Here is a 26038-nt window from a genome sequence, read left to right as displayed (position 1 = left end):
TCAGTCCCTCTGGGTCACGCGTAGCAGTTCTTCCAGGCTGGTCTGCCCCTGCAACACCATGGCCTGGCCGTCGTCGAACAGGCTGGCGCTGTGCTGGCGCGCATGCTCCAGCAGTTGGTACTCGCCGGCGCCGGTGTGGATCAGCTGGCGCAAGGTGTCGTCGAACAGCACCAGTTCATAGATGCCCCGGCGCCCGCGATACCCCGAGTGCTGGCAGGCGCTGCAGCCCTTGGGCCGGTACAGCAGCGGCGCGGCGTCGGCGCTCAGCCCCAGGCGTTCGCAGGCGGCGGCATCGGCGCTGTGGGACTCCTTGCACTCCGGGCACAGCAGGCGCACCAGGCGCTGGGACAACACCCCCAGCAGTGAGGTGCAGAGCAGGAAGGGTTCGATGCCCATGTCCACCAGCCGGGTCACCGCGCCGATGGCGCTGTTTGTGTGCAGGGTCGAGAGCACCAGGTGTCCGGTGAGGGACGCCTGCACGGCGATTTCCGCGGTTTCGCGGTCGCGGATCTCGCCCACCATCACCACGTCCGGGTCCTGACGCAGGATGGCCCGCAAGCCCCGGGCGAAAGTCATGTCGACCTTGGCGTTGACCTGGGTCTGACCGATCCCGGTCAGGTGGTACTCCACCGGGTCCTCGATGGTCAGGATGTTGCGTTCCAGGCTGTTGAGGCTGGCCAGCCCGGCATACAGCGTGGTGGTCTTGCCGGAGCCGGTGGGGCCGGTGACCAGGAGAATACCGTGGGGTTTGTGCAGGGCGATTTCCAGGCGCTGGCGCACCGTCTCATTCATCCCCAGGTGGCTCAGGTCGAGGCGCCCGGCCTGTTTGTCCAGGAGGCGCATCACCACCCGTTCGCCATGACTGGAGGGCAGGGTCGAAACCCGCACATCCACCTCGTGGCCGGCGATGCGCAAGGCGATCCGGCCGTCCTGGGGAATACGCTTCTCGGCGATGTCCAGCTTGGCCATGACCTTGATCCGCGACACCAGCAGGGTCGCCAGCTCGCGGCGCGGGCGCAGCACTTCACGCAGCAGGCCGTCGACCCGCAGGCGCACCGACAGGTGTTCTTCGAAGGCTTCCAGGTGCACGTCGGAGGCCTTGCTCTTGACCGCCTCGCTGAGGATCGCGTTGATCAGGCGGATGATCGGCGCGTCATCCTCCTGTTCCAGCAGGTCAGTGGTCTTGGGCAGTTGCTCGGCCAGGCTGTTGAGATCGAACTCTTCGTCGAACTGCTCGCCCAGGCCGTCGGCCACCTGCTTGGCGCCGTTCTGTCCGTCGCGGTAGTGAGCGGCCAGGCGCTGGGCGAAGGCTTCGTCGTCCAGCACCTGGCTGCGCAGCAACGCGCCGTTGAAACGGCGCACTTCGGCCACCACCGACAGCGGCGTACTGGCGCGGCAATACAGCACCGCGCCGTCTGCCTGATGGTCCAGCACCACGCCGTGGCGGCGCGCGTAGGCAAAGGCCAGACGCGCGTCTTCGTGGGTGGCGATCATGGCTGGCGCTGGGCGCCGGGGGCGCGCATGTCGATCAGGCCTGCATCGCCATCGCGCTGGGCGTCGAACAGGCGGTGGGCGTCGGCAGGCAACTGGCCGCCGGTCTTGCCGTCCGGGCTGCGCAGCGAGCGCATGTTGTTGTACTTGTGCTGGCTCATCTGCTCGGTGCTGGCGGCGTTGCGCAGCAGGGTCGGACGCAGGAACACCATCAGGTTGGTCTTCTCGTTGACTTCCTTGCTGCTGCTGAACAGGCGGCCGACCCAGGGAATGTCCCCCAGCAGCGGCACCTTGCTGACCTGGACCTTGACGTTGTCCTTGATCAGCCCGCCGAGGACGATGATCTGCCCGTCGTTGGCCAGGATGGTGCTCTTGACCGAGCGCTTGTTGGTGATCACGTCGCTGGTGTTGATGCCCGGCGGCGCGGCGGCCAGCTCGGAGCTTTCCTGCTCGACATTCAGGCGCAGGAAGTTGCCTTCATTGATATGTGGCGTGACCTTGAGGGTGATCCCCACATCCTTGCGCTCCACCGTGGTGAAGGGGTTGCTGGCGCCGGCGGTGTCGGTGGTGTAGGAGCCGGTCTGGAACGGCACGTTCTGGCCGACGAGGATTTCCGCCGCCTCGTTGTCCAGGGTCAGCAGGCTCGGGGTGGACAGCAGGTTGTTGTTGGAGTCGCTGGACAGGGCGGTGATCAGCGCGCCGAAGTTGCTGCCGCCGATGCCGATGATCGCGCCATCGGGCAGGTTCGGGCGCTTTTCGTCCTGCAGGCTGTTGAGCAGGGTGCCGATGGACAGGCCGGCGCTATTGAAGTTGGCGGCGGCGGACAGCTTGCCGCGGTTGCCGGCCCATTGCACGCCGAGGGCCTGGTTGATGTCGCCGCTGACTTCGACGATCGCCGCTTCCACCAGCACCTGGGCCCGGGGCCGGTCCAGCTCGTTGATGATGCTTTCGAAGGTCGCCAGCTGGGCCGGCGAGGCCATCAGCACCAGGGCGTTCTGGCTGGTGTCGGCGCTGACCAGCACCGGGCTGTCGGGTTTCTGGCTGTCGCCGCCACGGTTGCCGGACTCCATGCGCTTGCCAATGCCGCTGAGCAGTTCTTCGAGCTTCTTCGCATCGCTGTGGTTGAGCCGGCGCACCCGCGCGGTGTCGCCGACATTGGTCGGCACATCCAGGCTCTGTGCCAGACGCTGCATCTGCTGGCGGACCGGCGCCGGGCCCACCAGGATCAGGCGGTTGCTGCGCGAGTCGCCAATGGCCTTGGCGCTGGTCATCGCACTGTTGCTGTCGGCCAGGCTGTCGGTCAGGGTCTTGGCCACTTCGGTGGCCCAGGCGTGCTTGAGCTGCACGATGCTGAACTGCCGGCCACCGGCGTTATCCAGCTCGTTGATCACCAGGCGCACCCGCTCGACGTTGTTGGCGCTGTCGGAAATCACCAGGGCATTGGAGGTGGTGGAGGGCGCCATGTAGGCGTCCGCGGCCACCAGCGGGCGCACCGCGCTGGCCACTTCGCTGGCGTTGGCATTGTTCAGTTCGATGACCTGGGTCACGAACTCTTCGCTGGCGCCGCTGGGCTCGGCGTGGGCCTTGGTCTTGGCTTCGGCCACCGGCAGGATCAGCACCCGGTCGCCCTGGTCCATGGCGACAAAACCCTGGCTGCGCAGGGCGGTGAGAAACAGCGAGTAGATGCCCTGCTGATCCATGGCGGTGCTCGATTGCACCGTGACCTTGCCGTTCAGGCGAGGGTCCAGAATCATCGTCTTGCCGGTGATCTGGCCCACTTCGTTGACCAGGTCGCGCAGCTCGGCGTCCTTCATGTTCAGGGTCCATTGCTGGGCCGCGGCGGCTTTTTCCGTGGCGTACACGGGATTGATTAGGGTGCCCAGGGTCAGCAGGGACCCGGCGATAAAGGCTCGATTCATGATGCTCCAGGGGATTGCACAGACGGTTGCAGCAGGCTCCCGCTGCCTGGCTGTGGATGGGGTTGGGCCGCGGCGGCGTCCTCTGCCTGCGGGGTCAGCAACGGCGTTGCGTGCTGGGGCAGGCTCAGGATCAGTTCCTCGCCAAAGCGTTGCACTCGCACTTGGTCGGTGCCGATCTGACGCAGGCTGCCCCCGCCCGGCAGGGGCTCGCCGATGCCATAGAAGCGGCTGCCTTCCGGCGATTCGATCAGGGCCCGGGACTGCTCCGGGTGAGCGGCCACCAGGCTGGCCAGCAGGCTCAGCGGCACCCGGGGCAGGTCGCTTGGGTGCTCTTGCAACTGGACGCCGAACAGCCGGGCGATGGCTTGCGGGTCGGGCTGGGACCGGGGGGCCGCCGGCACCACGGCGGGCGCCTGCAGGCTCGCCGGGTTCAGGCTTTGCCGGAACTGCCAGCTGCCGTACGCCAGCCACGCCAGCCAGGCCGCCAGAAACGACAAGGCGCCGACCAGCAGGCCAGCGCGAAGCGAGGGGCGAAGGGCGCTCATAAGCACAGGCGCCTCGGCAGGTTTTCACCCTGCCAGAGCAGGGTTCTTGAATAGGGGGTTGAGCTCATGGGGGGCTTGACCGCTAACAAGGAGCGTGGCGCCGTGGCGCCACGCTCGGGTGGTTGACGCTATGACTTACTTGGCGTTCCAGGCCGACTGCCAGGCGAAACCTACGCCCGGCTCGTAGGCGTTGGAGCCGCTGGTCCACTGGGTGCACCAGCCGGCGACGGCGCCAGGCTTGCACTCATAGGTCTTGCCGTCCTTGGGTTGCAGGACCACGGTGCCGGCCTTGTAGGATTTCAGGCCATTGGGGAACACGTAGTCGTACTTGGCGCCGCCTTCACCGCCGTTGCCGCCTTCGTTGCCACCTTCACCACCGCCGGCTTCGGCCTTGAGGGTGAAGCGGGCGGACTTTTGCAGCACTTCGCCTTTCTTCGAGGTGGCCACGACCACCAGGTCGTAGACCCCGGGGCTGACATTGTTCAGCGGCATGGAGAAGTGCGGGGTGTTGCCGGCCGGCGCTTGCTGGAAGGTCACGCTTTCGCCTTTGGCGTTGAATACGGTGGCCTTCACGGTGTAGTCGCCGTTCTTGGCGATGGCGTTGAAGTGCAGTTCGGTCTTGCCGTCTTTCAGGGTGTATTCGGACTGCATGCCGGTGATGGACAGCTCGCCCGGTTTGGCGGCCTGTTCCTTGTCGATCATCACGTTGACGATGTCGCTGCCTTTCTTGACCAGGATTTCGTTCCTGCCGAAGTTCGGCACCACTTCGTCCTTGTCGTTGAGCAGGCCCATCTGGTAGCCCTGCTTGGCGGCATTGACCTTCTTCGCCAGCTCGCGCGGCCAGACGTCGGCCTTGGCCAGTTCGGCGCTATCGATGTTCAGCACCACTTGCTTGGCGTGGAGCTCGCCCTGTGCGTTGAAGACGCGAGTCTTGACCTTGTCGCCGATGCTCAGGGCTTCAGGTTGTACCGCGCCCACGGTGTTCCAGTTCGACGGGATGACCGCGCCATTGTCGATGTTCAGGTCGACCACGCTGTAGAAGGTGGCGTCGGTGTCGTTGACTTTCCAGGTGGCCAGCAGCACGTGGTAACCGGAGCGATCAGACGGGATGTCCACGGTGTGATGGGTTTTGCCTTCGGACGGGGCTGGGACGGTGCCGGACGGCCATGGCTGATCCAGCAGCGGGGTCATCTCGAACGAGTCGCGGGTCAGTGGCTGGTTCGGGTTCCAGTCTTTTTTGGTGATGTAGAACTGCCAGTAGCGGGTGGCGTGACCGGCTTTGTAGTGCCAGGTGAAGTTCTGCGGGCCCGGCTTGATGGTGGTCTTGGCCCAGCGGGTAGCACTCTGCTCGTTGATCGGGGAGAAACGCACCAGGCCGCCGGCGGCGATGGTGCCGTTAGCCGGGCCGCATACCTTGAAGTCGCCGGTGCAGGCCTGGGCGTTGCTTGGAAAGTGCTCGAGATCGTTACGGCCGGGCACGCCGATGTACTCGGTGCTTTGTGGCTCGTACATCACTGGACCGCAGTTGACGTTCAGTCTGCCGCCATCGGAACTGCACATGAAGGCGCGGGACTTGGGGCTTTCGATGTAACCGTGGGCCGAGGCTTGCTGGGCGGCCAGTCCCGCCGTCGCCATGGCGATGACGATCGGCAGTTTGAGGAAGGAGCGAGTCCGGTTGGAGTTGATCATGCTGTATGCCTTGAGCAATTGAAAAATGAGTGTTGAAGCGCTGCGAGGAGCCGGTGATGGGGGAATGGGACACCTTGGAGGTCCGCTGTTCCGGCAGCCTTGCCAGCGAGCACAGGCTACGTGCTGCTTCCGGGTGTTCCCATGGGACGAGTACGAGAGTCAAAGGGCTCTAGAACAAGCTTTTGCTGGACTCTTGGCGGATCGGTGCGACCCGTCTGACGGGCCTTTGCAGGCGTGCAAAAGCGCGCCGGCCGGATAAAAAAATGAGCGTGACGCTTGCGCGTCACGCCCCAAGGAGCAACTGGGGAGTTGCCGGGTTACTTGAGGATCCAGGCCATCTGCCAGTGAGAGCCGGTGCCGGGTTCGTACTGGGTCACGCCGGCCTTCCACTGCACGCAGTAGCCGCTGTACGGGAACGGCTTGCACTGGTAGGTCTTGCCGTTCTTGGGCTGCAGCACCAGGGTGCCGGCCTTGTAGGATTTCAGGCCTTCAGGGAACACGTGGTCGTACTTGGCCGGCGTCTCGGGAGTGGTGCCGCCCTCGTTGCCACCGCCGCCCGGGGTTTCCTCAACCTCTGGCTCGGCCTTGAGCTTGAAGCTGATGGTCTCTTGCAGCAGCTCGCCTTTCTTCGACTTGGCCACCACCACCAGATCGTACTGGCCCGCTGTCACGCCTTTGAGCGCGAGGCTGAAGTGCGGCGTATTGTTGCCACTGTCGGCTTGCTGGTGAGCAACGGTTTCGCCCTTGGCATTGACCACGCTGGCGGTGATGGTGAAGTCGCCGTTCAGAGCGATGGCGTTGAAGTGCAGGTCGACCTTGCCGTCCTTCAGGCTGTACTCGGACTGCATGCCGGAGACCTTGAGTTCAGCTGGCTTGGCGGCTTGTTCCTTGGCGATCAGCACGCTGTTGATATCGCTGTTCTTGTTGACAAAGATGCTGTTCTTGCCGAACTGCGGCACCACCTGGTCCTTGTCGTTGAGTTCGCCGATCTGGTAGCCGAGCTTGGCCTGGTTGACCTTTTCCGCCAGCGCCTTGGGCCAGTTGCTTTCCTTGGCCAGTTCCGCGCTGTCGATGTTCAGGGTGACCTGCTTGGCCGACAGTTCGCCCTGGTCGTTGAACACCCTGGTCATGACCTTGTCGCCGATGCTCAGGGCCTCGGGTTGAACGGCACCGATGTTCTTCCAGCTCGACGGCGCGACTTCGCTGTTCTCGATGTTCACGTCCACCACCTGATAGAAGGTGTTGGTGTTGTCGCTCACCATCCAGGTGGCCAGGACGATGTGGTAGCCGCTGCGGTCGGCCGGAATGTTGACCTTGTGGCTGGTGAGGCCGCCGGTCTTGGTCGGCAGGGTGTTGTTCCAGTTGTCGGTCAGCAGCGGCGCCGCTTCGAACGAATCACGGGTCAGTGGCTGGTTGGGGTTCCAGTCTTTCTTGGTGATGTAGAACTGCCAGTTGCGGGTGGCGTGTACCGCGGTGTAGCGCCAGTCGAAGGTGTTCAGCCCGGGCTTGATGCTCATCTTGGTCCAGCGGCTGGCGGTCTGTTCGTTGAGTTTGGCGAAATGGCGCAGGCCACCGGCGGCAATGGTGCCGTTGGCTGGGCCGCAGCGGGTGAACTCACCGTGGCAGGCTTGGGCGGTGCTGGGGAAACCGTCGCGGCTGGCGTTGGCCAGGTATTCGACGCTCTGTGGCTCGTAGGCTACCGGGCCGCAGTTGGTGTTCAGGTTGCCGCCCTTGGCGCTACACATGTACGAGCGGGACTTGGGGTTTTCGATATAGCCGTGCGCGGCCGCTTGTTGTGCGCTGAGCGCGGCCATGCTGATGGCCATTGCCAGAGGAAGTTTGAGGAATGAACGGGCTTTGTGCAGCGTGATCATCGCTTAATCCTTGGTTGTGCGTTATTGGGGTCAACAGGCATCGATTGACAGTGCGGTTACTCGCAGTGAGCTAGGCGGGGGATGGTCAGTGCTCGATGGCCGTGGCCAGAGTAAGAGGCCGTCTTCGGCGCTTGAATGGGACCAGTACGAGAGTGTGCGGGCAGGACTGGGGCTACAGAGGGAGCAGAAAAACGTGGCGCCGGGGCGCCACGTTCAAGGGGTTGGCAATCAGTGTTTACTGGCGCGTCCAGCCCCATTCCCAGGCACTGCCGACGCCCGGCTCGAACACGTTCATGTTGCTCGTCCACTGCTTGCAGTAGCTGCTGGAAGGCAGCGGCTTGCATTCATAGACCTGGCCGTCCTTGGGTTGCAGAACCAGCGTTCCGGCCTGGTAGGACTGCAGTCCCTGAGGGAAGACGTAGTCGTACTGGGCGCTGACGTCGGCCGGATTTTCCGGCTTCTGCTCGACGACCTCGGGCGTGACCTTGAAGCTGGCGGTCTTCTGCAACAGGCGGCCTTTCTTGGAGCTGGCCACAATGACCAGGTCGTATTGGCCGGGCTGGATGTCCTTCAGCGTGGTGGCGAAGTGGGGGGCGAGGTTGCCGACATCGCCGTATGCCTGCTGGATACGCTTGCCTGCTGCGTCATAGATTTCCAGGGACACGAAGTAACTGTCGTTCGGGTCGGTGTGTTCGAGCACGGCATTGAGGTGCAGCTCGACCTGGCCGTTCTTGATCGGGTACTCCTTATGCAGGCTCAGAACGCTCAGTTCAGTGGTGCGCTCGGCAAGGGTGCGGTCCACCAGGACGCTGGTGATGCCGCTGTCTTTCTTGGCGAAGATGGTGTTCTTGCCCAGTACCGCAACCACCTGGTCCTTGGCGTTCAGATCACCCATCTGGTAGCCGAGGTTGGCGGCGTTGACCTTCTTCGCCAGTTCCCGGGTCCAGGTGTTCTTGTCCGCCATGGCGGCCGAGGTAATGTCCAGGGTCACCTGTTTGGCCAGTTGTTCGCCTTGCGCGGTAAAGACCCGGGTCCTGACCTTGTCGCCGACTCCCAGTGCCTCGGGCTGCACCGAACCGATATCGGTCCAGATCGACTTCGCGACTTCGGCCTCGGGCTTGGCAGGCGCGCCGGCGTTATCGATGTTCAGGTCCACCACTTGATAGAAGGTGTTGCTGTTGTCAGCCACCATCCAGGTAGCCAGGACGATGTGATAGCCGCTGCGATCAGCCGGGATGTTCACCTTGTGGCTGGTTTTACCCCCGGCCTTGGCCGGCATGGTGTTGTTCCAGGTATCGGTGAGCAACGGCGTTGACTCGAACGAGTCGCGAGTCAATGGCTGGTTGGGGTTCCAGTTCTTCTTGGTGATGTAGAACTGCCAGTTGCGCGTGGCGTGTGCCGCGGTGTAGCGCCAGTCGAAGGTGTTCAGCCCAGGCTTGACGGTGACTTTTTTCCAGCGCGTGGAGGTTTGTTCGTTGAGCTTGGCAAAGGCGGCCAGTCCACCCGCGGCGATGGTGCCGTTGGCTGGGCCGCATTGGGTAAAGGCGCCGTGGCAGGACTGCCCGGCGCGTGGGAAGTCCGCGCGGCTGCCGCCTGTCAGGTACTCGATGCTCTGCGGTTCATACGTTGCGCTGCCGCAGTCCTTGTTCAGGTTGCCACCGGCATTGCTGCACAGGAAGGCCCGGGATTTCGGGCTTTCGATGTAGCCGTGTGCACCTGCCTGTTGCGAAGCCAGAGCCGCCATGCCCATGGCGATGACCAGAGGCAGTTTAAGGTGGGTGCGAGCTCTTTGTGAGGTAACCATCTGGTATTGATCCTTACCTTGAAATAGTGAGTGTCACTGGGTAGTCAAAAAGGGGAGAGGTTGCTGTGCTGCCGCCTGGCCTGAACACGAGTGTCAGTTCCCATTGCGTTGGCGGCCGCTACAGCCGGTCAAGAGCAGGTGGCGCTTGCGCGCCACGCTCAAGGCTTTGAAGCACCGGGTTTAACGGCGTATCCAGCCCCATTCCCAGGAGCTGCCGACACCTGGTTCGAACACGTTCATGCCGGTCGTGAACTGCTTGCAGTAGCTGCTGAACGGCAGCGGCTTGCATTCATAGACCTGGCCGTCCTTGGGTTGCAGAACCAGCGTTCCGGCCTTGTAGGACTGCAGTCCCTGAGGGAAGACGTAGTCATACTGGGCGCTGACATCCTCCGGATTTTCCGGCTTCTGCTCGACGACCTCAGGCGTGACCTTGAAGCTGGCGGTCTTCTGCAACAGGTGGCCTTTCTTGGAGCTGGACACGATGACCAGGTCGTATTGGCCGGGGTTGATGTCTTTGAGCGTCGTCGAGAACTGCGGGTTGAGGCTGCCGACATCGCCGTATGCCACCTGGACGCGCTTGCCTGCTGCGTCATAGATCTCCATGGACAGGAAGTAGCTGTCGCTTGGGTCCGTGGCCTCAAGGCTGGCCTTCACTTGCAGCTCGACCTGGCCATCCTTGATCGGGTACTGCGCTTGCAGTCCGGCGATTTTCAGTTCGGTTGGGCTGACGGCCAGGGTCCTGTCGATCAGCACGCTGGTGATGCCGCTGTCTTTCTTGGCGAAGATGGTGTTCTTGCCCAGTACGGCAACCACTTGGTCCTTGGCGTTCAGATCACCCATCTGGTAGCCGAGGTTGGCGGCGTTGACCTTCTTCGCCAGTTCCCGGGTCCAGGTGTTCTTGTCCGCCATGGCGGCCGAGGTAATGTCCAGGGTCACCTGTTTGGCCAGTTGTTCGCCTTGCGCGGTAAAGACCCGGGTCCTGACCTTGTCGCCGACTCCCAGTGCTTCGGGCTGCACCGAACCGATATCGGTCCAGGCCGACTCCGCGACGGGGTCCGGCTGGCTAGCCGCCCCCGGGTTGTCGATGTTCAGGTCCACCACCTGGTAGAAGGAGTTGCGGTTGTCATCGACTTTCCAGACAGCGAGCAATACGTGATAGCCGCTACGGTCGGCAGGGATATTCACGGTGTGTCGGGTTTTTGCGTTCGGCATGCGACCGCCCCACGGTTCGTCGAGAAGAGGTGTCATCTCGAAGGAGTCGCGGGTCAGCGGCTGGTTCGGGTTCCAGTCCTTTTTGGTGATGTAGAACTGGTAATTGCGGGTCTTGTGATAGGCGGTGTAGTGCCAAGTGAAGGTGTTCGGGCCGGGTTTGATGGTGTTCTTCTTCCAGCGACTGGTGGTTTGCTCGTCCAGTTTGCCGAAGCTGCCCAGGCCGGCAGACGCGATTCGGCCGTTGGCCGGACCGCAGGTGCGGAAGTCGCCATCACAGGCTTGTGCGTTGCTCGGGTAGCTGGTGTGGCCGTACCCAGTGGAGGCGAAGTACTCGATGCCCTGAGGCACGTAGGTGGCAACGCCGCAACCTGTGTTTTGGCCTTTGTTGCACAGGAACACGCGCGATGCCGGACTCTCAATGTAGCCGTGAGCAGCGGCTTGCTGAGCCGTGATCGAGGCCAGGCCGATGGCTAGAGCCAGGGGCAGCTTGAGAAAGGTACGCGCACGCTGTAGCGAGATCATCTCTTGATCCTTAGTTGGTTTTTTAATGGATTCAACAGGCAATCAAGTGAGGGGGGAGCCACTTTCGGTCGTACTGGCGCCTCTGTCTGGCACCCCCCTCTCCGAAAGCAACGGGCAGGATAGGGTGCGCTGTATCAGGGCTATATGGGACGGGTACTAGATTGCGTTTGGAGCGCCTCGGGCGGTGTATCGGTGGGCTGTGGCGGCGGCTCGCGCAGGCTGGCGAGCTGCTGCCTGGCTTGTTGGTAAACCTGCTCCATAGCGCTGAGCAGCGCTTGCTGGCAGTTGCGCACGGACGGCAGATGGGTCACGTCGACCTTTCTCAGGGCCTCGCAGGTTCTGGCCATTTCCTGGGCGTTGATCAGGCAGGCCACGCCGCTCAGGCGATGGGTCAGGTCGTTGATCAGATGCGGGGTATTGGCCAGGACGCAGGTGCGCAGTTCGGCGATTTCCTGCTGCAGGTTCTTGGTCAGTTCGTTGAGGATGCGCCGATGCAGGGTCGGACTGTTTTCCCCCAGGTCCCTGAGGTGGTCGATGTCGAAGGCGCGCACCCGCTCTTCGCCGGCACCGCTGTGACTGCCCAGGACTTCCTGCAGCCGGGCCAGGGTCACCGGCTTGATCATCAGATCGTTCATCCCGGCGTTGGAGCATTGGGTCGCTTCGTTGCTCAGGGCGCTGGCGGTATAGCCGACGATCAGCCGCGGCTTGGCCCCGCTCTGTTGTTCGGCCTCACGCACCGCACGGGCCAGGCTGTAGCCGTCCATGCCCGGCATGTTGCAGTCGCTGATCAACACGTCGTAGTGGCGGTGGCGCAGCAGCTGCAGGGCTTCTTCGCCACTGCTGACGTGTTCGGCCACGTGACCGATGCGCTCCAGCTGCAGGGTCAGCACCAGGCCGTTGGTGGAGACGTCGTCCACCACCAGCACCCGCAAGGCTTTGCCGGTGATCGGCGGCACTTCCGGCTTTTCCGCCACTTCCGCGTTTGCCGTCTGCCAGCTCACCGGCAGTTCGACGTGGATGCAGCAGCCTTGTCCGGGTTCGCTTTCCAGCCAGATGCGGCCGCCCATCAGTTGCACCAGCTGGTGGCAGATGCTCAGGCCCAGGCCCGAGCCGCCGTACAGGTGGGCGGTGCGCGCGGTGGCCTGGCGATAGGGCTCGAAAATCCCCGCCTGGTTGGCCAGGGGAATGCCGATGCCGGTATCGCGCACGCTCAGGGTCAGCAGGCTGTTGCTGTCCTGCACATGGGTTTCGCGCAGGGTGACCTGGATGTGGCCGCGGTCGGTGAACTTCAAGGCATTGCTCAAGAGGTTGTGCAGGATCTGCTGCAGGCGTAGCGAGTCGACCCAGTACAGCCGGTTGGGGCTGGCCTGATAGTCGAAGTTCAGTTGCAGGCGTTTCTCCCGGGCTTGCACGGCAAACAGTCCCAGGCCGTTGGCGAGCAGGGGTTCCAGGGCGGTGGGGTGGGGTGCCAGTTGCATCAGGCCACTCTCTATTTTGTCCAGATCCAGGATGTTGCCGATCAGGTCGATCATCGAGGTCGCCGATTGCTGGGCCACCCGCAGGTTGTGCGACGGCGCCTGGCTGGCGCTGGTTTCCAGTTCCAGCAGACCGACCAGGGCATTGAGCGGGGTGCGCAGTTCGTGGCTCATGGAGGCGAGGAACTCGCTCTTGGCGGCACTGGCTTTTTGCGCAACCTGCTTGGCTTCGCGCAATTTGAGTTCCAGGTTCTTGCGCTCGGAGATGTCCAGCCAGCCCCCCAGCAGCCCCTGCAGGACCCCGCGGGCGTTGTAGAACGGCACCAGCCACTGATAGAGGCAGTACTGCTGCTCCTTGATCCACAGGCTGGTGTCGAGAAAGCGTGGCCGGTGATTGGCCAGCAGCAGTTGATGCTCCTCTTGCAGCACCTCGGCGAAGTCGCGCGGCATGTTCGGCTGCTCGGTAGGCAGGCAGCCCTCGACCTGCTCCTGGGAGGTGGCGAAGAACTCCTCATAGGCGCGGTTGCAGGTGCTCAACCGGCCATTCAGGTCGCAGACATACAGCGGCGTCGGCAGGCCGTTGAGCAGGGAGAACTGGAAGGCCAGCTTGTCCTGCAGGCGGGTCTGCACGCAGATGGTTTCCCGCACCTGGATCTTCAGGCGCCAGTTCCAGATCAGCGACAGCACGAAGATGATCAGGATCACCACGCCCACATGCCAGGCCTGCTCGGCGACCCAGCTCCAGAGCGCGGCGCTGGAATGTTGTTCGGCAATCAGTTGGATGTCGCTTTGCGGGTTCCTGGCCATGGAGTCCAGCAGCTTGTCGAGCACGCTCAGCAACTCCCTGGCACCTGGGGCCGCGGCAAAGCGGTGGGGCGTGGGCAGGGCGTCGAAGGCCAGGCCGAACTGCAGTCCTGAACCGGACAGCGCCTCGGTGCCCACCGGGGTGTCCAGGGTGGCGTCGACCTGACGTTGCAGCACCAGGTTCAGGGCCTGGCGATGATCCTCGGTGAGCACCAGATGGATGTCCGGGTAGCGCTGTTTCAGGTGTTCGAGCAGCGGGTGATTGCGCGGTAGCGCCAGGTGTCGCCCGAGCATCGCGTCCAGGGAACTGGGAGAACTGTCGCCATGACGCACCACAAAGGCCCAGTTGCGAGTGCCGTAGCTCTGGCTCAGGCCGATGCCCCTGGCATTGCCGGGCAGGCCCAGGTCGCGGGTGGTCAGATCGGCGTTGCCGGCGGCCAGTTGTTCCAGGTCATCGGTCCTGGAGCGACTGGGCTGAATGTTGAGCTGCAGGCGGAACGAGTCGGCCAGGGTGCGCAGGATATCGATGCTCAGTCCGGCCCACTGGCCCTCGGCATTGCGGTAGATGTAGGGCGGCGCTTCCTCCGCCAGCAGATTGATCTGCCGGTGCGCGGTGAGCCAGTTCAGTTCGCTGGGGGTCAGGGAAAACGACTCGGTCGGCGCGAAGGGAAAGGGCTCCTGGCTCGACTGGTTCTGGATCCGCCGCTTGTGCTCCTCGGGAATGGCGTTGAGCACGTAGTCGATCAGCGCTCGCAGGGTGGCATCCTCGCGCCGCACGGCAAAGGCGAAGCCGGCGTCGGGCAACTGTGGATAGAACTTGCTGTGCAGCCGCAGGTCGGGGCGGGCCTGCATGTACAGGGTGGTGCGGAAACGGTCGCTGATAAAGGCGTCGGCCTGTTTGCCGGCCAGTTGCTCAAGGGCCAGGGCGGTGGTGTGCACGCCGCTGACGTCGGCCCGTGGATAGGTCTTGCGGACGATCTTGAGGTCCAAGTAGTTGTCCAGCACCAGCACCCGCTTGTCTTCCAGGTCCGGTGGCAGGCTCTGGTCGTTGATGCGCCCGACGATGATCGGCTGGTTGTTCAGGTACGGACGACTGAGGGACAGGCCGGGGGTCTGTGCTTCAAGCGCAGTGGCCCGGGGCAGCAGGTCGATACGGTGTTCGAGCAGGGCGCGGATCGCGTCCTGGGGCGAGGCCAGCTCGACGAACTCGAAGCGCAGGCCCAGCTGCTTGCCGATGAGCTTGAGGTATTCGTCGGAGATCACCTTGAGCACCTGGTTGCCGGCGCTTTCCAGGGGCCGCTCGGGGGGCACGATGGTCGCTACCCGCAGCACCTTGTGGGGCAGGGTGCTGCGCATGTCCAGCAGCCGGGCCAATGACGGATTACCCGGCTCTTGCGACTCGGCGCAGTGGGCGGGCAGGCTGAAAAACAGGCTGACCAGGACCATGAAGCTGAACAGCAGGCAGACACGGATCAGCCTCCAGAACTGGGGGGGGCGGGAAATCAGGGGCATAGGGGGGAAGCTCCGGAGTTTTGAGGACCGCTCAGCTCAGGCCGTGTTCCTGGATGTACAGGAACAGGCTGGCCGAGGTGTCCAGGCCAAGCTTGCGCATGGCGCTGCTCTTTTGCGTGCTGATGGTCTGTTTGCTGCGGCACAGGTGCTGGGCGATGGCGCCGATGCTCATGCCGGTGCCGTACAGACGCAGCACCTCGATCTCTCTGGCCGACAACTGCTCGGGCTGCAGCAGCGGCTTGCCATGCAAGGCGGTGCTGGTGTCCAGCAGATGCTGGATCGACGGCGACACGAAAGGTGCCCGCGAGTGGGCGGCAATCGCCTTGGGCAGGTCGTTGAGCAAGCCGCGCTTGCTCACCAGGCCCTGGATTCCGAGTTTGAGCAGGCTGCTGATCAGCGCCGGGTTGTCGAGCATGGTGATCACCACGATGGCCAGCTCCGGGTAGCGTGAGCGCAGGCGTCTGATCAGACGAATCCCATCCACCTGATCGCCACCGGGCATCATCAGGTCGGTCAGCAGCAGGTCGCAGGGCTGGCGCTGCAGGTTTTCCAACAAGGCTTCCACGCTGTGGGCCTGGGCAACGATTTCCAGTTCGGCGCGGTTTTCCAGCAGGGTATGAATCCCAATCAGGGTCAAGGGATGGTCATCGGCTATCTGCACGCGGATCGGCATGGGTTCTTGTACTCGGCTTTTCGACAGGCATGAGCCCACAACAATGCGCAGCTTCCGCAAAGGAGCAGGCATTTTGCTAGTGGGGTCGTCAGAGGATTCGCAGGGTATCACTGAAATTGACGCCAAAAAGACGTCTGGGGGATTTTAAGAATCGTCTTATGCCTAAGGGGAAACTTTCTGAAAAGAGCTCGAGAAGTCAGCTGGTTTTTTGTAAGAAACGCCTCTGGAACGGCCTTTTCACCCCACAGTTGCAGGCCGTTTTCAGGGGCTTTTTCGACGGTGAAAAAGCCCCTTTCACGGGGTCAATTCATGGGCGGCAACCGCCGCTTGATCGGCGATTTCTTGATGATCGCGGTGTTGGTTTCGGCGAAATGGTTGAGGCGGTCCAGCAGGCTGTCCAGCTGTTCCATGGAGCGCACTTGAAGGCGGGCGATAAAGCAGTCGTCACCGGTGACCTTGTCGCATTCGGTGAACTCGGCAATCGCCAGGATCTGCCGTTCCACTTCCTGCAGTTTGCCCGGCAAGGGGCGAATGCGGACGATGGCCTGCAACTGGTAGCCCAGAAGTTTTGCATCGATCTCCAGGGTATAAGCGCTGATCACGCCGCGTTCTTCCAATCTTTTCAAACGTTCGGCGACGCTGGGGGCGGACAGCCCACTGATCTGCGCCAGGGCCTTGAGGGAGCGGCGGGAGTCCTGCATCAGGGCACTGATCAGTGCCTGGTCGATGGCATCAAGCATGGTGATCTCGTTAGGTAGGATGGCTGTTTTGCCTTGATAAAAAAGGTCTTGATTGAGTCTAGCCTAGGTTTTGAACTGGCGATGGGCAGGTTGCGCTGGGCATAATTTGGCCACTGTTAGAGGAGATTGATGATGGATGCACTGACACGCCGCGGATCGCTGGAAATGACCGCCGCCATGCTGATTTCCGGAACCATCGGCTGGTTCGTCCTGGTGTCCGGGCAGCCGGTGCTGGACGTGGTGTTCTGGCGTTGCCTGTTCGGCGCCGGGACTTTGCTACTTATTTGTGGCTCTTTCGGTTTTCTTCGTAAGAACATTCTGACCAAGCGCGCGCTGATCCTGGCGGTGCTCAGCGGCGTGGCCATTGTCGGTAACTGGGTGCTGTTGTTCGGCTCCTATTCCCGAGCCTCGATCGCCATCGGCACCGCGGTGTACAACGTCCAGCCTTTTATCCTGGTGGCCCTGGGGGCGCTGTTCCTGGGGGAGAAGATCACCTCGCAGAAGCTGTTCTGGCTGTGCCTGTCCTTTGCCGGGATGCTGGCCATCGTCAGCGCCCACGGCACCCAGGGCGAAACCGGCAACGACTACCTGCTGGGCATCGCCCTGGCCCTGGGCGCGGCATTGCTCTATGCCTTCGCCGCGTTGCTGATCAAGCGCCTGAGCGGTACGCCGCCGCACCTGATCGCGCTGATCCAGGTCTGCACCGGGGTCCTGCTGCTGGCGCCCTGGGCCAACCTCGCCGAGCCACCCCAGCAGGCCACGGCCTGGGCCAGCCTGCTGACCCTGGGCATCGTGCATACCGGGGTGATGTATGTGCTGTTGTACGGGGCGATCCAGAAGCTGCCGACTGCGCTGACCGGCGCCTTGTCCTTCATCTATCCGATCGCGGCGATCTTCGTCGACTGGCTGGCCTTCGGGCATCGCCTGGGACTGCTGCAATGGGTGGGCGTCGGCGCGATTCTGCTGGCCGCCGCCGGCATGCAGCAGGGCTGGACCCTGAAGCGTCGGCGCAGCGTTTTGCAATGAGCGCGGGGGGGGGCGCTGGGCGGGGACCTGCAAAGGGTTTCACGCCAGCCTTCCAGCGGCAGCAAGCGCCCTCGCCACGGCCACAATCTGCTATTTTCCTGTCGGTGATTTTTCCGACCGCAGCCTGTGGAAACCATAATGACCCAGCCTTACTCCCTGGCCGAGCGCAAGCCTGAGCCGCAAGCCATCTGCAACCCCATCACCCGTAGCGCCATCTTTATCGTCGCCACCCTGGCCCCCGGCGCCAGCGCGGCGAAAACCGTGCGTGAGTGGTGCGCCGATGTCGCCGCCCTGACCCGTTCGGTGGGCAAGCGCGTGCCGGGGGGCAATCTGTCCTGTGTCTGCGGTTTTGGCTCCAGTGCCTGGGACCGGCTGTTCGGCGGCCCGCGTCCGGCTGCGTTGCACGACTTTCGTGAAGTGGGCGTGGAAGGGCGCCGCGCGCCATCCACCCCGGGCGACCTGCTGCTGCACATCCGTGCCGAGCAGATGGACCTGTGCTTCGAACTGGCCACGCAACTGCTCAAGCCCCTGGGGGATGCGGTCAAGGTGGTGGACGAGGTCCAGGGCTTTCGTTATTTCGACATGCGCAGCATGGTCGGCTTCGTCGACGGCACCGAGAACCCGGAAGGTCGCGAGGCGGTGGATTTCACCCTGATCGGCGACGAAGACCCGTCGTTCTGCAACGGCAGCTACGTGCTGGTGCAGAAGTACCTGCACAACATGGCGGCCTGGAACGAGCTGACGGTGGAGGCTCAGGAACGCATCATCGGCCGCACCAAGCTGTCGGATATCGAGCTGGATGATTCAGTCAAACCCAGCTGTTCCCACAGCTCCCTGACCACCCTGGAAGAGAACGGCGAGGAGGTGAAGATCCTGCGCGACAACATGCCCTTTGGCCGTCCGGGCGCCGGGGAGTTCGGCACCTACTTCATCGGCTACGCCCGTTCGCCACGGCCGGTGGAGCAGATGCTGGAGAACATGTTCGTCGGTCGCCCGGCGGGCAACTACGACCGCCTGCTGGATTTCAGTACGGCGGTCACCGGCGGGCTGTTCTTCGTGCCATCTGCCGATCTGCTGGAAGACCTGGCCGAGCGCGCTGCCGCCGGCCCGTAAACGGCAAAACCCCGGCCCGCTGCTGCGGGCCGGGGTTCCAGGCGTTATACCCATCTTCAGTGGCTGTGCATTCCGGCGGCCTGCATCAGCAACCGCAACAGGCCGGCCACCAGTCCCAGACCGATCACACTGGCCAGCCAGATGCCGAGCATCCACAGCAGGCGCTGCCAGCCGGGTGCTGCTTGGGTCGTGACCTTATCCATGAGCCAGCTCCAGCATCAGTGCGCCGCTGCAGGCGAGCATCAGCAGCGCGCCGATGAACAGCAGGCTCAGGTGCGCCACTTGCCGGTGCCAGGGCTGGGGGGCCAGGGTCTGCGCTCGATCAATGGTAGCCATCGCCAATCCTCACTTTGCCGCGGAACACGTAGTAGCTCCAGCAGGTGTACATCAGGATGATCGGCAGGATGAACAGGGTGCCGATCAGGATGAACAGCTGGCTGGTCAGAGGCGATGCCGCGTCCCACAGGCTGATGGACGGCGGCACGATGTTCGGCCAGATACTGAATGCCAGGCCGATGTAGCCGAGGAACACCAGCACCAGGGTGAACACGAACGGCCAGTGGGAATGATGCTGGCGCAAAGTGCCCAGCAGCCCGCACAACGCCAGCAGACCCAGCACCAGCAGCACACCGAAGATCACGATATGGGCATGGCTGAACCAGCGGGTGGCAATCTCCGGGTGCAGCAGCGGGGTCCAGACGCACAACACCGCCACCACCGCCATCAGCGCGAACGCCAGGGGCCGGGTGTAGTGGCGCATGCGCGCTTCGAGCATGCCCTCGGTCTTGACCAGCAGCCAGGTGCTGCCCAGCAGCGCGTAGGCCACGATCAGCCCCAGGCCGCAGAACAGCGGGAACGGCGCCAGCCAGTCCAGGGAACCGCCGGCGAACTGGCGGTTGACCACCGGGATGCCGGAAATGTAAGTGCCGATCACGATGCCCTGGCACAGGGTCGCCAGCAGCGAGCCGCCGATAAAGGCCCAGTCCCAGATGTGGCGCTGCTGCGGGCTGGCCTTGAAGCGGAACTCGAAGGCCACGCCGCGGAAGATCAGCCCCGCCAGCATGAAGATCAGCGGCAGGTACAGGGCTTCGAGAATCACCGAGTAGGCCAGGGGAAAGGCCCCGTACAGCGCTGCGCCGCCGAGGATCAGCCAGGTCTCGTTACCGTCCCAGACCGGGGCCACGGTGTTCATCATCACGTCCCGTTCCCGGGCATCGGGGATCAGCGGGAAGAGAATCCCCAGCCCCAGGTCGAAGCCGTCCATGATCACGTACATCATCACCCCGAAGGCAATGATCACGCCCCAGATCAACGACAGGTCTATGCCTTGAATCGTCATGTTGATATCCCTTGTTTCAGTGGTGGTGGTCGCTGGACGCAAAGGTCTCGGCGATGGCGGACAGAGGACGGCGCGGCGTTGGCTCCTGGCCGACAGGGTGGGTCGGCGGGTGCTCGTGGTGGGGCTGCGGGCCCTTGCGCACCAGCTTCATCATGTAGCCGATGCCCACCGCGAACACCGAGAAGTAGATCACCACGAACAGCGCCAGGGAGATGCTCAGTTGGGTCACGCTGTGGTTGGAAGCGGCGTCGCTGGTGCGCAGCAGGCCGTACACCACCCAGGGCTGGCGCCCGACTTCGGTGGTGATCCAGCCCGCCAGCATGGCGATCAGGCCGGTGGGGCCCATCCACAGCACCAGGCGCAGGAACAGGCGGTTGCGATACAGCGCGCCGTTACGCCGCAACAGCAGGCCCAGCACCCCGGTGAGGATCATCAACATGCCCAGCCCGGCCATGATGCGGAAACTGAAAAACACGATGGCCGAGTTGGGACGGTCTTCCTTGGGGAAGCTCTTGAGCGCAGGGATCTGCTTGTCCAGGCTGTGGGTCAGGATCAGGCTGCCCAGGTAGGGCACTTCCACGGCGTAGTCGGTTTTTTCGCCGTCCATGTTGGGAATGCCGAACAGCACCAGGGGCGAGGGTTCGCTGCCGTGGTTTTCCCAGTGGCCTTCGATAGCGGCGATTTTTGCCGGTTGATGTTCCAGGGTGTTGAGGCCGTGGGCGTCACCGACCACCGCCTGGATCGGCGCCACGATCAGCGCCATCCACAGCGCCATGGACAACATCTTGCGCACTGGCGGCGTGTTGTTGCCCCGCAGCAGGTGCCAGGCGGCGCTTGATCCGACGAAGAACGCCGTGGCGACGAACGCGGCAATCGCCATGTGCGCCAGGCGGAAGGGGAACGACGGGTTGAAGACGATTGCCAGCCAGTCCATGGGCATGATCCGCCCATCGACGATGGAGAAGCCCTGGGGCGTCTGCATCCAGCTGTTGGAGGCGAGAATCCAGAAGGTCGAGATCAGGGTGCCGATGGCCACCATCACCGTGGCGAAGAAGTGCAGCCCGCGGCCGACCCGGTTCCAGCCGAACAGCATGACCCCGAGAAAGCCCGCTTCAAGGAAGAACGCGGTCAGCACCTCATAGGTCAGCAGCGGCCCGGTGATGCTCCCGGCAAAGTCCGAAAAGCGGCTCCAGTTGGTGCCGAACTCATAAGCCATGACCAGCCCGGAGACCACGCCCATGCCGAAGTTGACGGCAAAGATCTTCGACCAGAAGTGATACAGGTCCTTGTAAGTGCTGTTGTGGGTCTTGAGCCACAGCCCTTCGAGCACCGCCATGAAACTGGCCAGGCCGATGGTGATGGCGGGAAAGATGATGTGGAACGAGACCGTGAACGCGAACTGGATGCGTGCAAGGTCGAGCGCCTGTAGATGAATCATGACGATACCCTCGTAATGGCTTGATGCCCGAGCAGGCACTGCGCGGCCGTCGCGAACCCGTGGGCTCGCGGCGGGGGCAGGGGCACTGCACAGGTAAAGGCTGGGGTGGCGATAGCACCGCCCCAGGCTGGATCACACGCCAACGGACTGGATCAGGTTGCTGGCCGCAGCCGGCTCCAGGCGGATGGCGATGAACTTGGAGGTCGGCGTGTAGGTGCGGTCGCCATAGCTTTCCAGGGGCACCAGGGGGTTGGTCTCCGGGTAGTAGGCGGCAGACTGGCCGGCGGGAATGTCATAGGCAATCAGGGTGAAACCGCTGACCCGACGCTCCCGGCCGTCGTCCCACAGCGAGACGATGTCGACCTTCTGCCCCGGCTCGAAGCCCAGCTGGCGAATGTCCTGCTCGTTGGCGAACAGCACCTCGCGCATGCCGTAGACCCCGCGATAGCGGTCGTCCAGGCCATACAGGGTGGTGTTGTACTGGTCGTGGGAACGCATGGTCTGCAGGATCAGGTCCGGCTTGACCTTGAGCTTGCGCACCCCGGCGCTGACCAGGTGCTCCGGCAGCACGCTGGGAATGAAGCGCGCCTTGCCGGTGGCGGTGTTCCAGCGCCGCTGGGTGGCGTCGTTGCCCAGGTGGAAACCGCCGGGGTGCAGCAGCTTGAGATTGAAGTCCTCGAACCCCGGGATGGTGTCGGCGATCAGGTCGCGGATGCGTCCGTAGTCTTCGATGGTCCACAGCCAGTCGATGGGGTGCTGGCCCAGGGTGGCGTTGGCGATGCCGGCGATGATTGCCGGTTCCGAGCGCAGGTGCGGCGACTTGGGTTTCAGTTGGCCATGGGAGATGTGCACCATGCTGAAGGTGTCTTCCACGGTGATGCCTTGGGGGCCATTGGCCTGGATATCGATATCGGTACGGCCCAGGCACGGCAGGATCAGCGCCTCGCGACCGGTCACCAGATGGCTGCGGTTGAGCTTGGTGGCAATGTGCACAGTGAGCTCGCAGTTGCGCAGGGCGGCGTGGGTGCGCGGGGTGTCCGGGGTGGCCTGGGCGAAGTTGCCCCCCAGGCCGATGAACACCTTGGCCCGGCCCTGTTCCATGGCCGAGATCGCCATCACTGTGTTGTGCCCGTGCTCCCGTGGCGGCTTGAAGCCAAAGCGCGCCTCCAGGGCATCCAGCAGCTCGGTGGGCGCCAGTTCGTTGATGCCCATGGTGCGGTCGCCCTGCACGTTGCTGTGGCCGCGCACCGGCGACAGGCCGGCGCCGGGGCGGCCGATGTTGCCCCGCAGCAACAGCACGTTGATCACTTCCTGGATGGTCGGCACCGAATGGGTGTGCTGGGTCAGGCCCATGGCCCAGCACATGATTGCGCGCTTGGCCTTGCGGTACATGCGCGCCGCCAGCTCGATGTCGGCCAGCGTCAGCCCGGACTGCTCGACGATGTGGTTCCAGGACGTGGCATCGACCTCGGCCAGGTAGCTGTCCAGGCCCGAGGTGTGCTCGGCGATAAAGGCCCGGTCGAACACCGCTTCGCCATTGTTGGCCAGGGCCTCGCGCTCCCAGCGCAGGAGGAACTTGGCGATGCCGCGAAAGGCCGCCATGTCGCCGCCCAGGGCCGGGCGGAAGTAGGCCGAGGAGGTGGGTTCGGAGCCGTTGGTGAGCATCTCCAGCGGGTGCTGCGGATGCTGGAAGCGTTCCAGGCCACGCTCCTTGAGTGGGTTGAAGCAGATCACCTGGGCACCGCGTTTCACCGCCTCGCGCAGTGGCTCCAGCATCCGTGGGTGGTTGGTGCCGGGGTTCTGGCCGATGACGAAGATCGCGTCGGCTTCTTCCAGGTCATGGAACACCACCGTGCCCTTGCCCACGCCGACGCTTTCGAACATGCCCACGGCACTGGCCTCGTGGCACATGTTCGAGCAGTCGGGAAAGTTGTTGGTGCCATAGGCGCGCACGAACAGCTGATACAGGTACGCCGCCTCGTTGCTGGCCCGGCCCGAGGTGTAGAACTCCGCCTGGTTCGGCGAGTCCAGCCTTTTGAGGTGGCTGGCGATCAGCTCGAAGGCCTCGTCCCAGGTGGTTTCCACATAGCGGTCCTGGGTGGCGTCGTAGCGCATCGGGTGGGTCAGGCGGCCCTGGTATTCAAGCCAGTAGTCGCTCTGCGCGGCCAGGGCCGAGACCGTGTATTTACTGAAGAAGGCCGGGTTCACCAGGCGCCCGGTGGCTTCCCAGTTGACCGCCTTGGCGCCGTTCTCGCAGAACTTGACCATGCCGTTTTCCGGCGACTCGCCCCAGGCGCAGCCCGGGCAGTCGAAGCCGCCGTTCTGGTTGGTCTTGAGCATGGCGCGGATGTTCTTGAAGGCGTTTTCACTGCCCAGCCAGTTCCTGGTCACCGCGATCAGTGCCCCCCAACCGGCGGCCGCCCCCTTGTAGGGTTTATATCGATCAACTTCGCTCATGATATTTCTCCAATACAGCGCACGCAGGCAACCGCCCGACAAATAATCGATGTCAGTGATTGTTTAACTGCACAGGCTAAATGCGGTTTTGTGGTGACGCCGTTTAAGTTCGGATCTGTTTGGGGCAACGGAGTCACTTATAGGGCCCGTTTCATGGGCCACGAATAAAGCCTATTCGGCGCTTGTATGGGCTGTCTAATCGCAATTAATGACTGGCTGATCGAAAGCCTCTATCAAGAATTAAAAGCCATGATAATCAATGAGTTGAGTTGAATTCTTGTTGCTGATTGTGGACGGTTTTTTCGTTGATAGAGTGCGTTGATCAATCAGTTGTAAATAGCGATTGGACGCAACTTTTAATCGCTCTTAGTCTTGCCGACAACAACTCCTTAACGGTCGTTTTTGGCCGCGAATTACAACTAAGACCTATAGGTCGCAAGCGTCGACAGAGGCTGTGATGTCAGATCAAGTATTGGTGGATGGCTTTGCTCGACGGGTCGACTATTTACGTATGTCGGTGACCGACCGTTGCGATTTTCGTTGCGTGTATTGCATGGCCGAGGACATGCAGTTCCTGCCGCGCCAACGCATCCTGACCCTGGAAGAGCTGTACCAGCTGGCGCAGCGTTTCGTCGCCCTGGGTACGCGCAAGATCCGCCTCACCGGTGGCGAGCCGCTGATCCGTCCCGGGGTGGTGCAACTGTGCGAGCGCATCGGGCAATTGCCGGGGCTGCGGGAGCTGTGCATGACCACCAATGGCTCGCAACTGGGCAAGCTGGCAGCGCCGCTGTTCGAGGCCGGGGTCAAGCGCCTGAACATCAGCCTCGACAGCCTGGACCCGACGCTGTTTCGTCAGCTGACCCGCACCGGTGACCTGTCCCAGGTCATCGCCGGCATCGACGCGGCGATTGCCGCGGGCTTCGAGCGCACCAAGCTCAACTGCGTGGTGATGAAAGGGCGCAACGACCGCGAGATCAACGAACTGGTGGCGTTCGCCATCGACCGCAGCCTGGACCTCTCGTTTATCGAGGAGATGCCCCTGGGCACCATCAGCGAGCACAGCCGCCGCGATGCATTCTTTTCCAGCGCCCAGGTCCGTGAGCGGATCGCCGAGCGCTACACCCTGATGGAGTCCGCCGAGTCGACCCAGGGGCCGTCGCGCTACTGGCGCCTGGCCGAGGCGCCGCAGATCCGCCTGGGCTTCATCTCGCCCCACAGCCACAACTTCTGCGGCACCTGCAACCGCGTACGGCTGACAGTGGAAGGGCGCTTGCTGCTGTGCCTGGGCAACGAACACTCGGTGGACCTCAAGGCCGTGCTGCGCGCCCACCCCGGTGACGCCGAGCGCCTGCAGCGGGCCATTGTCGAGGCGATGAAGCTCAAGCCCTATCGCCACCATTTCGAGCTCAACGATGAGCTCCAGGTGGTGCGTTTCATGAACATGACCGGCGGCTGAGCCGCCGCTCATTGCTCCCTTCTTATCGTGCAAAGGTTTCGCTCCGATGATCGTCAGATCCAAACCCAACCTGATCAGCGTGCTGATCTCCCTCAAGGGGTCGATCGCCAAGCGCATTGCTTTGCGCAGCCTGCTGGTGACCCTGCTGGCCTCGGCCATCGTGCTGATCGAAACCCTGCACCCGGCCTACTTTTCCAAGGTCAATGCCACGCCTTTCACCTTGCTCGGGTTGTCGCTGTCGATCTTCATGAGCTTTCGCAACAACGCCTGTTACGACCGCTGGTACGAAGGGCGCAAGGCCCTGGGCGCGGTGCTCACCGAGGTGCGCTCGCTAATCCGCGAAACCCAGGTGCTCGGCGATGCCCAGGCCCGCAGCAGCATCCTGCGGGACCTGTGCGGTTTCGCCCACGCCCTCAAGGCCCGGCTGCGCCAGGAAGACGAGCTCAGCGCGGCAGGCACCTGGCTCAGCCAATGGCCGGCGGCCCGGACGCCGAACCTGCCGGACAGCGTCCTGCGCCAGGTGTCGCGCCAGTGCTCGGCCCTGGCGACTTCGGGCGTGATCAGCGAGTGGCGCTACCTGCTGATCGCCAATCTGCTGTCCGGGATCACCGCCGCGCAAACCACCTGCGAGCGGATCAAGGGCACGCCGCTGCCGTTCCCCTACACCTTGCTGCTGCACCGCACCAGCTACATGTTCTGCATCCTCTTGCCCTTTGCCATGGCCGAGCCCCTGGGCTGGCTGACGCCGATCTTCACCGCCATCGTCAGTTACACCTTCTTTGGCCTGGACGCCATTGGCGACGAGCTGGAAGACCCCTTTGGCCACGACGAGAACGACCTGCCGATGGACGCCCTGGTGCGCACCCTCGAACGCGAGATTCTCGACGCCCTGGGGGCCACTGAACTGCCGCCGGCCCTGGTGCCGGTGGACTATGTCCTGAGCTGATCC

At 63.2% G+C, this 26038-nt stretch carries 19 protein-coding genes; 4 read left to right on the top strand and 15 right to left on the bottom strand.

The features are described 5' to 3' along the window. The 10 genes from gspE to J5M73_RS17365 form a co-directional block, all read right to left on the bottom strand. On the bottom strand, positions 1–1494 hold the full coding sequence (gene gspE, locus J5M73_RS17410) for a type II secretion system ATPase GspE (protein WP_207815930.1): 1494 nt from the start codon (positions 1492–1494) through the stop codon (positions 1–3). Beyond that, positions 1491–3410, bottom strand: a complete 1920-nt coding sequence (gspD, locus tag J5M73_RS17405; RefSeq protein ID WP_207815928.1) for a type II secretion system secretin GspD — start codon at positions 3408–3410, stop codon at positions 1491–1493. Before gspD ends, gspE begins: the two co-directional genes overlap by 4 nt. Further along, the gene (locus J5M73_RS17400) at positions 3407–3955 is read right to left on the bottom strand and encodes a type II secretion system protein N (RefSeq protein ID WP_207815924.1); all 549 of its coding nucleotides are present in this window, start codon (positions 3953–3955) and stop codon (positions 3407–3409) included. The genes gspD and J5M73_RS17400 overlap by 4 nt, the downstream gene beginning before the upstream one ends. A 135-nt stretch (positions 3956–4090) precedes the next feature. Then, on the bottom strand, positions 4091–5644 hold the full coding sequence (gbpA, locus tag J5M73_RS17395) for an N-acetylglucosamine-binding protein GbpA (RefSeq protein WP_115580436.1): 1554 nt from the start codon (positions 5642–5644) through the stop codon (positions 4091–4093). 317 nt (positions 5645–5961) lie between these two features. Continuing rightward, positions 5962–7518, bottom strand: a complete 1557-nt coding sequence (gene gbpA, locus J5M73_RS17390) for an N-acetylglucosamine-binding protein GbpA (RefSeq protein ID WP_102864809.1) — start codon at positions 7516–7518, stop codon at positions 5962–5964. Between the two features lie 235 nt (positions 7519–7753). Continuing rightward, positions 7754–9322, bottom strand: a complete 1569-nt coding sequence (gene gbpA, locus J5M73_RS17385) for an N-acetylglucosamine-binding protein GbpA (protein ID WP_102864810.1) — start codon at positions 9320–9322, stop codon at positions 7754–7756. Positions 9323–9502: 180 nt separating this feature from the next. Then, positions 9503–11056 carry an N-acetylglucosamine-binding protein GbpA gene (gbpA, locus tag J5M73_RS17380; protein ID WP_102864811.1) on the bottom strand — a complete coding sequence of 518 codons (1554 nt, stop codon included), beginning with the start codon at positions 11054–11056 and terminating at the stop codon, positions 9503–9505. A gap of 140 nt (positions 11057–11196) precedes the next feature. Further along, positions 11197–14847 (bottom strand): transporter substrate-binding domain-containing protein, encoded by a 3651-nt coding sequence (locus J5M73_RS17375; protein WP_207166171.1) that lies wholly within the window; start codon positions 14845–14847, stop codon positions 11197–11199. Positions 14848–14878: 31 nt separating this feature from the next. Continuing rightward, complete coding sequence (locus J5M73_RS17370) at positions 14879–15520, bottom strand: response regulator transcription factor (protein ID WP_102864813.1); 642 nt, start codon at positions 15518–15520, stop codon at positions 14879–14881. A gap of 302 nt (positions 15521–15822) precedes the next feature. After that, positions 15823–16260: an Lrp/AsnC family transcriptional regulator gene (locus tag J5M73_RS17365; RefSeq protein WP_102864814.1), complete on the bottom strand. Its 438-nt coding sequence runs from the start codon at positions 16258–16260 to the stop codon at positions 15823–15825. A gap of 132 nt (positions 16261–16392) precedes the next feature. Here J5M73_RS17365 and J5M73_RS17360 point away from each other — a divergent pair, with 132 nt between their 5' ends. Then, positions 16393–17286: a DMT family transporter gene (locus J5M73_RS17360; RefSeq protein ID WP_102864815.1), complete on the top strand. Its 894-nt coding sequence runs from the start codon at positions 16393–16395 to the stop codon at positions 17284–17286. Between the two features lie 138 nt (positions 17287–17424). Further along, positions 17425–18399: a Dyp-type peroxidase gene (locus J5M73_RS17355; protein WP_102864816.1), complete on the top strand. Its 975-nt coding sequence runs from the start codon at positions 17425–17427 to the stop codon at positions 18397–18399. Between the two features lie 56 nt (positions 18400–18455). On the opposite strand, the gene J5M73_RS17350 is transcribed toward J5M73_RS17355, so the two are convergent. From J5M73_RS17350 to J5M73_RS17330, 5 genes are all read right to left on the bottom strand, one after another. Continuing rightward, a complete protein-coding gene (locus tag J5M73_RS17350) occupies positions 18456–18602 on the bottom strand; it encodes a DUF2474 domain-containing protein (protein WP_102864817.1) in 147 nt (48 codons plus the stop codon). Then, complete coding sequence (locus J5M73_RS17345; protein ID WP_180988618.1) at positions 18595–18735, bottom strand: hypothetical protein; 141 nt, start codon at positions 18733–18735, stop codon at positions 18595–18597. Before J5M73_RS17345 ends, J5M73_RS17350 begins: the two co-directional genes overlap by 8 nt. Next, positions 18722–19738 carry a cytochrome d ubiquinol oxidase subunit II gene (cydB, locus tag J5M73_RS17340; protein WP_102864818.1) on the bottom strand — a complete coding sequence of 339 codons (1017 nt, stop codon included), beginning with the start codon at positions 19736–19738 and terminating at the stop codon, positions 18722–18724. Before cydB ends, J5M73_RS17345 begins: the two co-directional genes overlap by 14 nt. Positions 19739–19754: 16 nt before the next feature. After that, positions 19755–21176, bottom strand: a complete 1422-nt coding sequence (locus J5M73_RS17335; protein ID WP_207815922.1) for a cytochrome ubiquinol oxidase subunit I — start codon at positions 21174–21176, stop codon at positions 19755–19757. A 132-nt stretch (positions 21177–21308) separates the two neighbouring features. After that, positions 21309–23633 (bottom strand): FdhF/YdeP family oxidoreductase, encoded by a 2325-nt coding sequence (locus J5M73_RS17330; RefSeq protein ID WP_102864820.1) that lies wholly within the window; start codon positions 23631–23633, stop codon positions 21309–21311. A 457-nt stretch (positions 23634–24090) separates the two neighbouring features. On the opposite strand from J5M73_RS17330, the gene moaA reads away from it, so the two are divergent. After that, positions 24091–25089 (top strand): GTP 3',8-cyclase MoaA, encoded by a 999-nt coding sequence (moaA, locus tag J5M73_RS17325; protein WP_102864821.1) that lies wholly within the window; start codon positions 24091–24093, stop codon positions 25087–25089. Between the two features lie 46 nt (positions 25090–25135). Beyond that, positions 25136–26035, top strand: coding sequence for a bestrophin family protein (locus tag J5M73_RS17320; RefSeq protein ID WP_102864822.1), 900 nt, complete (start codon positions 25136–25138; stop codon positions 26033–26035). Positions 26036–26038 lie beyond the last annotated feature (3 nt).

The sequence above is a fragment of the Pseudomonas sp. 50_B genome (assembly GCF_017491625.1).
In the GTDB taxonomy this organism is placed as follows: domain Bacteria; phylum Pseudomonadota; class Gammaproteobacteria; order Pseudomonadales; family Pseudomonadaceae; genus Aquipseudomonas; species Aquipseudomonas danubii.
Note: the sequence above shows the minus strand (reverse complement) of the source record. Positions and strands in the feature narration are given on the sequence as shown.

Coding starts and splice junctions, on each gene's coding strand:
- gspE (WP_207815930.1), bottom strand. CDS start 1,494: ATGATCGCCACCCACGAAGACGCGCGTCTGGCCTTTGCCTACGCGCGC.
- gspD (WP_207815928.1), bottom strand. CDS start 3,410: ATGAATCGAGCCTTTATCGCCGGGTCCCTGCTGACCCTGGGCACCCTA.
- J5M73_RS17400 (WP_207815924.1), bottom strand. CDS start 3,955: ATGAGCGCCCTTCGCCCCTCGCTTCGCGCTGGCCTGCTGGTCGGCGCC.
- gbpA (WP_115580436.1), bottom strand. CDS start 5,644: ATGATCAACTCCAACCGGACTCGCTCCTTCCTCAAACTGCCGATCGTC.
- gbpA (WP_102864809.1), bottom strand. CDS start 7,518: ATGATCACGCTGCACAAAGCCCGTTCATTCCTCAAACTTCCTCTGGCA.
- gbpA (WP_102864810.1), bottom strand. CDS start 9,322: ATGGTTACCTCACAAAGAGCTCGCACCCACCTTAAACTGCCTCTGGTC.
- gbpA (WP_102864811.1), bottom strand. CDS start 11,056: ATGATCTCGCTACAGCGTGCGCGTACCTTTCTCAAGCTGCCCCTGGCT.
- J5M73_RS17375 (WP_207166171.1), bottom strand. CDS start 14,847: ATGCCCCTGATTTCCCGCCCCCCCCAGTTCTGGAGGCTGATCCGTGTC.
- J5M73_RS17370 (WP_102864813.1), bottom strand. CDS start 15,520: ATGCCGATCCGCGTGCAGATAGCCGATGACCATCCCTTGACCCTGATT.
- J5M73_RS17365 (WP_102864814.1), bottom strand. CDS start 16,260: ATGCTTGATGCCATCGACCAGGCACTGATCAGTGCCCTGATGCAGGAC.
- J5M73_RS17360 (WP_102864815.1), top strand. CDS start 16,393: ATGGATGCACTGACACGCCGCGGATCGCTGGAAATGACCGCCGCCATG.
- J5M73_RS17355 (WP_102864816.1), top strand. CDS start 17,425: ATGACCCAGCCTTACTCCCTGGCCGAGCGCAAGCCTGAGCCGCAAGCC.
- J5M73_RS17350 (WP_102864817.1), bottom strand. CDS start 18,602: ATGGATAAGGTCACGACCCAAGCAGCACCCGGCTGGCAGCGCCTGCTG.
- J5M73_RS17345 (WP_180988618.1), bottom strand. CDS start 18,735: ATGGCTACCATTGATCGAGCGCAGACCCTGGCCCCCCAGCCCTGGCAC.
- cydB (WP_102864818.1), bottom strand. CDS start 19,738: ATGACGATTCAAGGCATAGACCTGTCGTTGATCTGGGGCGTGATCATT.
- J5M73_RS17335 (WP_207815922.1), bottom strand. CDS start 21,176: ATGATTCATCTACAGGCGCTCGACCTTGCACGCATCCAGTTCGCGTTC.
- J5M73_RS17330 (WP_102864820.1), bottom strand. CDS start 23,633: ATGAGCGAAGTTGATCGATATAAACCCTACAAGGGGGCGGCCGCCGGT.
- moaA (WP_102864821.1), top strand. CDS start 24,091: ATGTCAGATCAAGTATTGGTGGATGGCTTTGCTCGACGGGTCGACTAT.
- J5M73_RS17320 (WP_102864822.1), top strand. CDS start 25,136: ATGATCGTCAGATCCAAACCCAACCTGATCAGCGTGCTGATCTCCCTC.